The 12,204-nt window shown below is 47.7% G+C and carries 8 protein-coding genes; 6 read left to right on the forward strand and 2 right to left on the reverse strand.

Annotated features, from left to right (window positions below):
• Positions 1 to 78 precede the first annotated feature (78 nt).
• From ACO0KV_RS14820 to ACO0KV_RS14845, 6 genes are all read left to right on the forward strand, one after another.
• Positions 79 to 1,383, forward strand: a complete 1,305-nt coding sequence (locus tag ACO0KV_RS14820) for an ABC transporter substrate-binding protein (protein ID WP_423043384.1) — start codon at positions 79 to 81, stop codon at positions 1,381 to 1,383.
• Entirely contained in the window at positions 1,380 to 2,252 is an 873-nt protein-coding gene (locus ACO0KV_RS14825) for a carbohydrate ABC transporter permease (RefSeq protein ID WP_423043386.1), read from the forward strand. The genes ACO0KV_RS14820 and ACO0KV_RS14825 overlap by 4 nt, the downstream gene beginning before the upstream one ends.
• The gene (locus ACO0KV_RS14830) at positions 2,249 to 3,076 is read left to right on the forward strand and encodes a carbohydrate ABC transporter permease (RefSeq protein ID WP_423043388.1); all 828 of its coding nucleotides are present in this window, start codon (positions 2,249 to 2,251) and stop codon (positions 3,074 to 3,076) included. The genes ACO0KV_RS14825 and ACO0KV_RS14830 overlap by 4 nt, the downstream gene beginning before the upstream one ends.
• Positions 3,073 to 4,587 (forward strand): beta-N-acetylhexosaminidase, encoded by a 1,515-nt coding sequence (gene nagZ / locus ACO0KV_RS14835; protein WP_423043389.1) that lies wholly within the window; start codon positions 3,073 to 3,075, stop codon positions 4,585 to 4,587. The genes ACO0KV_RS14830 and nagZ overlap by 4 nt, the downstream gene beginning before the upstream one ends.
• Positions 4,588 to 4,676: 89 nt before the next feature.
• Positions 4,677 to 5,783 carry an ABC transporter ATP-binding protein gene (locus tag ACO0KV_RS14840; RefSeq protein WP_423043391.1) on the forward strand — a complete coding sequence of 369 codons (1,107 nt, stop codon included), beginning with the start codon at positions 4,677 to 4,679 and terminating at the stop codon, positions 5,781 to 5,783.
• A gap of 414 nt (positions 5,784 to 6,197) precedes the next feature.
• Complete coding sequence (locus tag ACO0KV_RS14845; protein WP_423043393.1) at positions 6,198 to 8,570, forward strand: PAS domain S-box protein; 2,373 nt, start codon at positions 6,198 to 6,200, stop codon at positions 8,568 to 8,570.
• 2 nt (positions 8,571 to 8,572) lie between these two features.
• Here the strand turns inward: ACO0KV_RS14845 and ACO0KV_RS14850 are convergent, their stop codons facing one another.
• Both ACO0KV_RS14850 and ACO0KV_RS14855 read right to left on the reverse strand, forming a co-directional pair.
• A complete protein-coding gene (locus ACO0KV_RS14850) occupies positions 8,573 to 9,901 on the reverse strand; it encodes an MFS transporter (RefSeq protein ID WP_423043395.1) in 1,329 nt (442 codons plus the stop codon).
• 1,165 nt (positions 9,902 to 11,066) lie between these two features.
• Positions 11,067 to 11,903: an HDOD domain-containing protein gene (locus ACO0KV_RS14855; RefSeq protein ID WP_423043397.1), complete on the reverse strand. Its 837-nt coding sequence runs from the start codon at positions 11,901 to 11,903 to the stop codon at positions 11,067 to 11,069.
• Positions 11,904 to 12,204 lie beyond the last annotated feature (301 nt).

Below are 12,204 nucleotides of genomic sequence, written 5' to 3' on the forward strand. Positions count from 1 at the left end.
AGCGGTCATCTTTTTTTTGATCTGATTAACCATACTCCCCTCAGTATAAAAAACATCTCTATAAATAACGTTGACTACATGACGATTTTTTTAAAAAAATGGGGGAGTATATTAAAACGAGGGTGTCGGTTAGTCACTGCCGCCTTCGTCATTGTTGTTCTATCCCAGCAGTCAGCAAGCGCCGCACAAAAAATCGAGTTTTGGACCATGAGTCTAAAACCGAAATTTATTCCGTATTTCCAGGATCTGGTCCATCGCTATGAGGCGACACATCCGGGTGTTGTGATTGAGTGGGTTGATTTTCCGTGGGATATTTTGCAGCTCAAACTCATCACTGCAATTGCCGCTGGTAAGCCTCCCGCCTTAGTTAATCTAAGTGTGCCGTGGGCTGAAGAAATGTCCCGCGATGGCTTATTAGAGCCAGTCGATCGTTATCTCTCCGTAGCGGGTCAGGCAGTTCCTTATACTGATGCAGCGCTAGCTGACTTACGTTTTAACGGAAAAGTGTATGGTTTTCCGCATTACAGTAACGTCAATATCATCGCCTATAACAAGCAATTGTTGACAGCGGCAGCAATGACAAAAGCACCTGATAACATGGATCAGTTGCTCGCGCTTGCAGTGCAAGTCGCAGCGAAAACCGGTAAGCCTGGTTACGCACCGGCATTAGGAAAAATCGACGGTTTCATGATGCAGCAAGGTCTCGATCTGATTCGAGATGGCAAGGCTGTCTTTAATTCACCTGCCCATGTGGCGTTGGTCAAGAAGCTAGCAGCAACGTACAAAGCCAACGGGTTTTTGAAAGAGAAATTATTCGCAGAAGATAATTTTCCTGCGGTTATTGATGCGTATCTCGGTGGACGCTTAGCTGTGATGGTCAGTGCTCCGACGGCGATCAAACGTGTACAGACCGACGCGCCAGATATATATGCCCAGACAGGTATTTTCGCGATGCCAGCAGGGCCAACGGGCATCAATGATGGTGGTTGGATGTTTCATTTTGGCATTCCTAAAGGTGTCCGGCAGCAAGATTTGTCTGCGATTGCCGAGTTTGCGCGATACCTCACTGGGGATGAAAATCAACTTACGTTTGCGCGCACTGCAGGTGTCATGCCTACGACCAAGCAGGCGTTAGCTCAGCCGTATTTCAGACAGTTACCAGCCAACGTGGGTGCTGCCGAAATCGCCTCTGCTGTGGCAGCAAAGTCAATGAACTCGTCGCGCAGCTTGTATGTGTCGGGGATTGACGACTATGATGAACTACGCCGTTTTCTGGTCAAAGCGGTCGAGGCAGGCGTGACAGGACGGGCGGATATTCAGACGGCGCTCAATGAAGCGGTCGCGATCTGGAACAAAAAACTGGCCAAGGTGAACAAGCCATGACCCAACACCGATATCAAACCCGATTAGCGTATCTGTTCCTGATGCCGGCGCTCGTGTTGCTTGCTGCATTCTCATTCTGGCCGGTATTTTATGGCTCGTATCTGAGCTTTACCGATTTTAGTCTGATACGGGCAACGCATTGGGTGGGGCTCGCCAATTATCAGGCGCTCTTTAACAATGACATGTTTTTGACTGGCCTGAAAAACTCCCTGATTTTCTTGCTGGTTGTGCCATTGACGCAGATTGGAGCGATGAGTCTTGCAGTAATGGTTAACAATCAACTTCCTGCGATTCGGTGGTTCCGTGCCGCGTATTATGTGCCTGTGGTAACGACAGTGTCCGTGGTCGGCATCATGTGGGGATTTATGTTCCATGAGCAAGGCGCATTGAATTTTGTTTTGTTGCAATTGCATGTGATCACAGTACCACTCGGCTGGCTGTCTGATGATGCACTCGCCTTGTTTGCGATTATGTTCGTGTCATTCTGGCGCGGTCTGGGATGGTACATGGTCATGTATCTGGCTGCCTTGCAGTCGCTGCCTGCGGAAATGCAGGAGGCGGCGATATTAGATGGCGCAAACCGTTGGCAGCGCTTCTGGCGCATCACGGTGCCGATGTTATACCCCACCATCATGGTGTGCAGCATGATGTCCGTTCTGGCGGCGTTAAAGGCGTATCAGGAAGTGGATGTGTTGACGCAAGGCGGTCCGATGAATTCGACGTTTACCGCCTTGTATTACGCTTATGATCAGGGCTTAAAACATCTGAAATTACCCCGCGGGCTTGCAGCGAGTTTTGTTGTCTCTATTTGCTGTATTGGAATCGCATTCGGATGCCTGAAATACCTCAAGCCGAGGCACCGCGAATGAACCTCAGGCCTGCTCACGTGTTACGCTTGTTTCTGCACTATCTAGTGTTAGCCGTTATTGCGATCGTTTGCGTCTTTCCGTTTTGGTGGACGTTCGTTGTGGCGATTTCGACCAAGGGAAATATGTTCGAATTCCCGCCGACGTTCTGGCCGCAGGCGGTATCGCTGGAGAATTTTTCTGAGGTATTTCGTGTGATCCCGATGTGGAATTTTTTGAAAAATTCCATCCTCATTACGGCGGCCACCGTGATCGGAAAATTAGTTATTTGTTCTCTCGCGGCCTATCCCTTATCGCGAATGGCATTCCGGGGTAAAAAACTCGTCTTCGGCATTATTCTGGCGACCATGGTTCTACCTTCTGAAGTGAATTTTCTGGTCAACTTCGTGAGCATGACAAAGCTGGGTTTGGTTGATACTTACACGGGTGTTGTATTACCAAATATCGTAACTGCCGTTTCAATTCTTTTGTTAAAACAGGCCTTCGATGAGGTGCCGCAGGATTTGCTCGATGCAGCACGTGTGGACGGCGCCCTTGAATGGGTCATTTTTTATCGCATCGTTTTACCACTCATGACGCCCTGGCTGGCGACGGTTGGCATTTTAACTGCGGTTGAAGCGTGGAATGAATACATCTGGCCGTCGATTATTATTGCGAAGCCAGAAGATTTTCCTTTATCCGCAGGGGTGTTATATCTGCGGGGAACTTACGGTAGCAGTACGCGGGTGATTGCTGCCGGAACAATGTTGACAGTCGCACCGATTCTGGTCGCCTTTTTATTTACACAGCGCTTCTTTATGCGCGGTATGGATGGAGCAGTAAAATGACGCAAGACAAACAATATGTGATGAGCCTAGACGAAGCACGCAAACTAGCAGGACAGTTAGTGATGATACGCATGCCTGTCACCAGTCTCGATGCAGAATCGGCGCGCTATCTGAAACAGCATCACATTCGTGGAATTTGTCTGTTCCGTGGCAATATGACTGACGAAATTCAACTCAAAAAACTGACCTCCGATCTGCGTGAAGTGATGGGACCTGAATCCTTGATCGCGCTGGATCAAGAAGGTGGTGCCGTGGTGCGTTCCACCTGGGTTCCGCAGCCGCCTGCGGCGATGTCGTTGGGTGCGAGTGATGATCCAGCGCTGTGTTATCAGGTGGGGGCTGCGGTTGCGCGTAGCGTGAAAGCACTCGGTTTTAACTGGAACTTTGCACCAGTGCTGGACTTGAATAATAACGTCAATAACCCCGTTATTTCTGAGCGTTCATTTGGCTCCGATCCAACCCGTGCCAGTGAGTTGGCTTTGGCATGGATGGATGGCAGTTTGTCGGAAGGCGTGGCTTGCTGCGTTAAACATTTTCCTGGTCATGGTGATACCAATGTCGATTCACACCGTGACTTACCGACCGTTGATAAATCCATCGAAGAATTACAGGCATTGGAGCTGGCACCGTTTCAAATTGCCGTCACACGTAATGCACCGGCAATGATGACGGCGCATATCGTTTATCCAGCACTAGACGCAGAGAATCCTGCAACGATGTCTAAACCGATCCTGACAGGTTTATTGCGTGATCAATGGAATTATCAAGGCGTGGTCATTACTGATGGTATGGATATGCATGCGATTGCTGGTCGCTATGGCGTCGGCAATGCTGCCGTCAAAGCATTGCTTGCTGGCGCTGATCTGGTTATGGCGTTAGGAACAACTGAAACACAGCTTGAGACACTAGACGCATTAACTGAAGTGATCGCCACTGGCCAGATTTCAACAGCAGAGATCGAACAGCGAATGGCGCGTGTCCGTCAACTGACAGAGACGTATCCATGTCAGTCTTCTGCATACCAGTCCGAATTAGCAGATCGTATCCTGATGTCATCGGCGTGGAAGCGTGGACTAACTGCCAACGGCAATCCTGTTGCCCCTGAAAAAGGCAGCAAAGTACGATTGGTCATCAGTGCCGACGTGGTCAGCGATGGCGTATCAGAAGCGGGCATCTCTGCAGAGAAAGTCAGTGCCATGTTGCGTAGTCTGTATGACCTCGAGACGGTTTGTTTTTCTGATGCGAATAGTTTTGACTGGGCGAGCTTGCCGCAAGATGATCGGTTCGTGATTCTGGCATCAACCGTCCGTATCCGTTATAGCCAACAGGTTCGTGATAGCTGGAAGCCAGATTTGCATCTGGTGCTCTGGAATCCGTTTCAGATGTTGGATATTCAGGCACCAGCGTTGCTGACCTATGGTTTTGCACCGCCAGCGGTGGATGCTGCTCGCGCTTGGTTTGCGGGTGAAATCAGTGCCGATGGAACGATGCCAGTGCATGGTTTTATCTGAGAGATTGTTGATAAGCGGTCCGCGACTGAACGCATACAACTGAACGCATAAAGCTGAACACGTCAACAAGAACATAACAGAGATAAAACATGGCCGATGTCCAGCTTCGACAACTCGCAAAAGCTTACGGAAAAAATCCGGTATTGCGCCACATTGATTTGCATATTCAGGAGGGCGAGTTCATGGTCTTCGTCGGTCCTTCTGGATGTGGTAAGTCAACGCTACTGCGTATGATTGCGGGCTTGGAGGACATCGATCAAGGTGATCTCATTATTGGCGGTCAGAGAGCCAATGACGTTCCTCCTGCACAGCGTGGGCTAGCGATGGTGTTTCAGTCTTATGCGCTGTATCCCCATATGACGGTATTCGAGAACATGGCGTTTGGTTTAAGCTTGACTTCCATGCCAAAAGCGCAAATCGCAGCGACAGTGCAGCGAGTAGCGGGGTCGCTGCAGATCGTGCATTTACTCGACCGTAAGCCGCGTGACTTATCAGGCGGGCAGCGACAACGTGTTGCTATCGGACGTGCTATCGTCAGGCAGCCTTCTTTATTTCTTTTTGACGAACCTTTGTCTAATCTCGATGCAAGCTTGCGGGTTCAGATGCGTATCGAGCTGAGTAAATTGCATAGAGAGTTACAATCGACAATGATTTATGTGACCCACGATCAGGTTGAGGCAATGACCTTAGGCCAACGTATTGCCGTGTTTAATGGCGGCATTATTGAACAAGTTGGCACACCATTGAACTTATACGAACATCCTGCTAATTTGTTTGTTGCAGGGTTTCTCGGTACACCGAAAATGAATCTTCTGAGCGCCATAGTGATGAATGCGGATCACCAAGGCGTACTGGTGCAGTTGGCGGATGGTAGTCTGCTACAGATGCAAGTTGATGGCAGCGGGATACGTATCGGTGACAAGCTGACGGTGGGGATTCGTGCTGAACATCTGCTGTTGGATGATACGCACAATTCTGGCCCGCAGAATCAGTTGCATGTCGACGTTAATTTTGTCGAACATCTGGGCGATAGCTGCATTGTGTATGCGAATTTCCCAGGTGCTGAAAATTTATTTGCTGCGAAATTTTCCGCCGGAGAGACCCACCTTCAGACATCGCAAAAATTATCCTTGCATGTCGCCCCTGCGCATTGTTATGCCTTTAATACGGCAGGTGCAGCGCTGCCACGGTTGTAATGATTGAATTCAAACCGAGCATCTTGGATAGATCAGCTGGCTAGCGAGGATTTTTGATCTCGTCGACAGGTTAATTTTTTGCTCATATTCTTGTCTTACTCCCTCTTTTTTTATCGTATTTTGTGTCTTTCCGGATAGTATTTTTCTTTCTGCTCATGATAATGTACTGCTTAGATAAAAATGAGTGAGGCAGTATTCCATTTGCCCTAGCGACCAGATTGACTTGATGCGCTTGTCAGCTATTCTCGAAAGCAATCGAAGATTGCCTGTTGAGACTTGGCGACTGTAGATTGGTAATGTTTCTTCCTCAGCTTGTCTGAACAGTAAGTTTGATGATGAAACCAATTTCGGATCTGAGATTATGCCTGTATTAGATCAACATCTGCCTGAAGCCGTCAGGTCCCTGGATCGTCCATGAGATTGTCTCTGCGCTGGAAATTAGTGTTAGGCAGCCTGCTGGTTGAAATCGTCATGCTCAGTTTTTTGGTCGCAAATAGCTTACGACTGAATCAGGAACATATGCAGCAACTGGTCGATCTTCGTCTCAAGGAAGTCTCTGTCCTATTGAATGCATCGATTGCGCCGGCCATGGTCCAGGAAGATTACCCAGCAATCAATAATGTGTTTCGTGCGAGCCGCAATCAAGACGGTATTGTTTATTTTTTACTTTATGACAGCCATCAGCAATTAATCGCAGCCGATGGATGGGATGGTCCTGCGCCAACTGTTTTGACGCAACTAGATATCCCCAAGAGCGCAACGAGAATCGATGCGCATGTTCCGGTTAGTTTGAATGGTGTGCCGTATGGCGAGTTACGGTTTGGCGTGAATACCCAGTTTGTGAAAAGTGCCCGTGATCGCCTATTTGACGAGTCGGTTCTCATTTCTGCTACCGAAATATTATTATCCTTTTTGTTTATTGCACTTCTGGGGACGTGGCTTACACGTAATCTCAAACGGCTGGAAATCTCTGCCAACGCGATTTCTCGTGGTGAATACGATTTGCGTATTGCGCATACCGGTAATGATGAGGTGGGGTCGGTTGGACGAGCGCTCAATATCATGGGAGAGCAACTGGCGCATGACTTTCTGGCATTGAAACGCAGTGAGCAGCAGCAACGTGAAACGGCTCAACGCCTGCAGTCCGTCTTTGAAGCAGTGCCTGATTATCTGACGCTGAGCCAGTTAGAGAGTGGCATGATCGTTTATGCTAACGCCGGTTTCGAGGCGATGACAGGATATACCCGTGAAGAGGCCATCGGCCAGACCAGTATCGAGATGGGTATCTGGTTAGATAAAGAAAATCGGAAACGTTGGGTAAAAACCGTCTTTGCAAACGGTTTTGTCAGCGACTTTCAGACCTCGTTATCGACCAAGGATGGCGCAGTTAAAGCAATCTTATTATCCGCAAAGTTACTCGATATTGACGGTGTTCCACATATTGTCACCATCTGCAAAGACATCACCGAACGTCTAGAGTCCGAAATTAAAGTCGAGATGGGGCGGCGTAAATTGCAGGCGGTACTTGATGCAGCGTCAGAAGTGTCCATCATCGCGACGGATGTCTATGGCAAAATCACCATGTTCAATAGTGGCGCCGAGAAAATGCTCGGTTATAGCGCAGATGAATTTGTCGGTCGTCTGACACCCGCACCTTTTCATGATCGTGAGGAGTTGCGGACACGCAGTCGTCAGTTATCTCAGCAATTCTCACGTCATATTGCCGGCATCGAAATTTTTACTGCAATCGCAGTCCAGCATGGATCCGATGTTAGTAACTGGACCTACATTCATAAAACCGGAAAACGTATCAATATCTCTCTCGTGGTCACAACGATGCGTGATGAGTTTGAAAATGTGGTCGGTTTTCTAGGAATCGCCCGTGATATTACACCGCAAGTCGAGGCTAGAGCAGCGTGGCGACAACTGAATGATAAACTGGAAACGCGCGTCAACGAGCGTACCGCCGAACTCAAAAAGGCCAATGAAGATCTAGCCTTAGCGCTAGAAAGTTTACAGTTGGCACAGGATGAATTAGTCCGCGCTGAAAAGCTCAAAGCCTTAGGCAATATCGTCGCCGTTGTCGCTCACGAACTCAACACACCTATCGGCAATAGCCTCACCGTTGCAACGACATTGCGTGAAAAAACTAAAAAGTTGAACCAACTTTTTATGGAAGGTACATTACGTAAATCAAGCCTGAGTGATTACCTGAGAGAATCGGACGAAGGGACGGCGATTCTTACCCGTGCGTTGCATCGCTCCAGTGATCTGGTGAACAACTTTAAACATGTGACAGTCGATCAGGTCACTGGTCAGCGGAGGTCATTTGACCTATTAGACATTATTGTGGATGTCGCGGCGGTGCTGAGTCCGATGTTGCGGACGACCCCGTTCAGATTTTCTTATGAACTTCCCGCCGGAATAGTATTCGATAGCTACCCCGGCCCCTTGGAGCAGATTGTCACCAATTTGATTACTAATTCAGTGGCCCATGCATTTGACGGTAAAGACCATGGGAAAATGCATTTGACGGCGCATAGTATTGATTCTGATACCGTGCAAATCATCTTTAGTGATGATGGCATCGGCATCGAACCCGACTACCTTTCTCGTATTTTTGATCCGTTTTACACCACCAAATTAGGTCGCGGTGGAACTGGCTTGGGATTGAATATCGTTCATAATATCGCCACCAAAACCTTAGGCGGACACTTGAGTGTGGATAGTATTTATGGCAAAGGCACCCTATTTACCCTTAACATTCCATTGTGTGCGCCTGAATAAAATTAAATGATACTGCTGGCGCTGTTTGCACTATCAGCCGTGTTATTTCGCTCATTGACGGTATCCTGATCGTCATCTTCAGGAGCCTTGTCACTGATTTTGACAAAACGGGTGAGCACTAACACTGGGATCGCTGATACTAATACCCAGACAAAAAACTGCTTATAGCCAAGTGCGACCTGGATATCGCCACTGATTATTTTAAAAAAGACAAATCCAAGCTGCATCACACCCGTGCCCAGAGCGTAATGTGCCGTTTGATATTTACCGACAGCGACGACTTGCATAATGAATAGAATCAGGCCGACAAAACCAAAACCATAACCAAACATCTCAACACTCAAGGCCGTAGCGATGACACTCATATTGTCGGGCAGGGTACTGCTAAGGAAGAAGAATACGAGGTTAGGCATGTTCATGGCGATGATTAACCAAGGGAGAGCGCGGCGTAAGCCTAGCAACGATGCAAAATACCCACCCAGAATACTGCCACACAAAAACGCAATCGTACCAGCAGTACCGTACACCACACCAACCTGATCTGTACTCAGTCCCAGACCACCCAGTTCACGACTATCACGCAAAAACAAAGGGCCAATGGTCTGAATCTGACCTTCACCGGCACGGAACAAAATAATAAAACTAATGGACAGCCAGATGCCTGGTTTTTTGAAGAAATCAATAATGACATCCAGCAACGTCGTGAATACATCACGCATTGATTCATCGGTATTGTTGTTTTTGGTGCCAGGCAGCGCCCAGCTGTGATAAATCCCGAGTGCTGTCAGCATCACACCAAGAATCCCGAAAATAATCATCCAGGCGTGTTGTGCATCCATTTCTTTTTCCAGACGTCCAGCGAGAATCACCAGCCCACCTAGCGAAACAAATTTTGCCGCATTAAAAAAGGCACCTTGCCAGCCTGCGTACGCCGCTTGTTGTTTGTTACTGAGACTAGCGATGTACAGCCCATCGGCTGCAATATCGTGTGTGGCGGAGGCGATGGCGACGACGCCCAAGAGGCCGATGCTGACCGCGAAATAGGTCGGAAGCTGTAACGATAGCGCAACTAGTCCAAGGCAGACGCCACCGAGGAGCTGAAATGCCACGACGATCAGTTTTTTACTGCTGGCAACTTCTAAAAAGGGACTCCACAATGACTTAAAGACCCATGCCAGGCCGATGAGACCAGTCCAGCGGGCAATTTGCTCATTCGGTACACCAAGACTTTTATACATCAGCCCAGCGACCAGCGCTACCGCATAAAAAGGCAAACCTTCTGCCAGATATAAGGTGGGCACCCACCGGATTGGATGGGCAGCCGTGGTCATTTTTTTTATCATAACGATGTCTCAGTTGAATTTTTTTTGGTCTTGATCGGGGTTGTCTTGGCGTGTATTGCCGCAGATCAAAAACACCTTAGCATCAGAACATACTAGCGCCCGATTATCAGGTCAACTGGTTTTATATTTACAATGCCACTTAAGTGCCAGTATTATTTGCCGACGATCGTGGTAACCCCTGATTTTCAGTATATTGTCTAGGAAGTGGTGATGCAATTTGATTGCTCAATGGACTGAATTGATGTTGCAATTTTCTTTCAGATTCATGTGTGTTGAGCAACTGGTATGCATCCATTTTGTCTGTCAGATGCGCTTTATTCTGATGCGATTGGCAGTTGATGACGCCTCAATGGTATTGCCGTGGTGGTGTGCTATTTAACTATAAAGCACATCGTTGAGAGTGAGTAAGTCTGAAATGAAAATGTTGTTCTGGGAATAGGTAGATATCCGCTTCGTCGATGTCGACCCAAACTGATCTCGTACTTTTAATGTACCTATCACATGGACACAGCAGGTCAAACCTAATAACAAGATCAAACAGTCCCGTTCAGGATGCCTGCTGGTTTCTGTTGTGACGCGGAGTAGGTGCCGGATTTGACCTGGTCGATGGTGGCGGTAGCGGTAGTGTTGCAATTGAAGGTATCAAAGAATCGAAGGCGCTAGGGCATAACAGTGCTTATACCATCGATGGCAAAGTCGATCTGCTACTACACGCCGATGAAACGGCCGATAACTATTTGCACAAATTAAAAATCATGGAAATACGATGGGATACTGATCTATGGCTCGTGGTCGATATGAATGATTTGAATCGGTATCAAAGTCAGTTGCTATCTGACTAAGTATTGATATTAAGGCGATGAATAGCTGATATATAAAAATATGAATTGCTGAATTTGTTGCGACGCAATATAGTGAAACTGTCTCCTCCAAATCCGCAAAAGATTTGGATTTAAGCCCGCCTAGTGCGGGCTATTTTTTTGCATTTTCAATTTACATTTTTTATGCTGATGCACTCAAGTTGGACGTGACTCGCCTTAAGGCCGAATTAAAGCGTACAACAGAGGAGCACGATCTCTTACAAAGGCTGCTGCATACGTTACCAACTGGGCGTTTGTAGCGACGTGCGATTTTTCCAACCTTGTGTACATGTTCAAACCAGCAACGCTGCCGACAGTGATTCAATTTCATCTTGAGAGTCATTCAAAATCTCTTGCAGCGTAGTATCGTCAACATCGAAATCCAGGGTCGCTGCAAATTGTTTGGACCTCAGGCCGACTGCTTCGTGCAGTGGCGAGATATACGGTGACATTTCATTTGCCAGTGTGAGTGTATCGCCGAGTGTCTTAGCTGGAATAGCAGAGATCCCTTGCCACAGTTGTTCGACGGCGTTCATGACAAGGGATGGGATGCCGAGTTGTGTCATCACTCCCCGACCGATTAAGTGTTCACCATATTCTCCCCAGATTTCTGCGTCGCCGTTCAGTAATCCAGGAAACTCTTCTGCTCTCGAAATCAAATAAAAACCACCAACCTCATGCACAATCCCTGCGAACATCGCTGTATCAGGATCGACCTTGCTAATGTGTCGTGCAACCACCTGGGCAAGCGCGGCGACGTGAGCGCAATGTTCCCATAATTCTTTCGCTTTTGCTTTTAAGATCGGATCACGTACCTGACTGCCCAATTGGCGAACGACAGCCGCACTCACCAATGTCCTGACGGTGCGAAATCCTATGCGGCTGATGGCCATCGGCACATTGTTGATTTGCATGCCAGAACGATTGAATGCGCTGGAATTGGCGAGCGCCACAGTTCGCGCCGACAGAACGGGATCAGCGATGATGTACTTTGCTGCCGTTTCTAAGTGACAGTCTGGATTATCCAAAATACGTTTTAACTTCAATGTTTCTTCGACGTGGGTGGGAAACACCAATTCACCTTGAATGGATTGCTCGGCAATCTGTTTGTAAATAGTTAAGCGATCCATGAAGATTCTCTCCCTTGGAACCAGGTAGCTGGCAATAGTGTTAAAAATTGTAAATTACTGAGTGGTGATTGTATAGGATAGTATAAAAATTCCATAAGGCAACTTTTTTATGCGTCGGTGGCGAAAAGGGGGATGGCTGCATTGAAGTTGCTGATAGATTAATTTTTAAAGCATCTTCAAGCCTGATACCGTCGTTTACCTGGAACGCGTGGTTCCCTGAAATAACTATCCGTAACGGTTCAGCCGTGAATTCGGACGCACAATGCCGACCAGACAGTGGTTCGTTTTTATGCTCTTGTTT

It is taken from the genome of Undibacterium sp. RuRC25W (assembly GCF_049339825.1).
Lineage (GTDB): Bacteria > Pseudomonadota > Gammaproteobacteria > Burkholderiales > Burkholderiaceae_D > Undibacterium.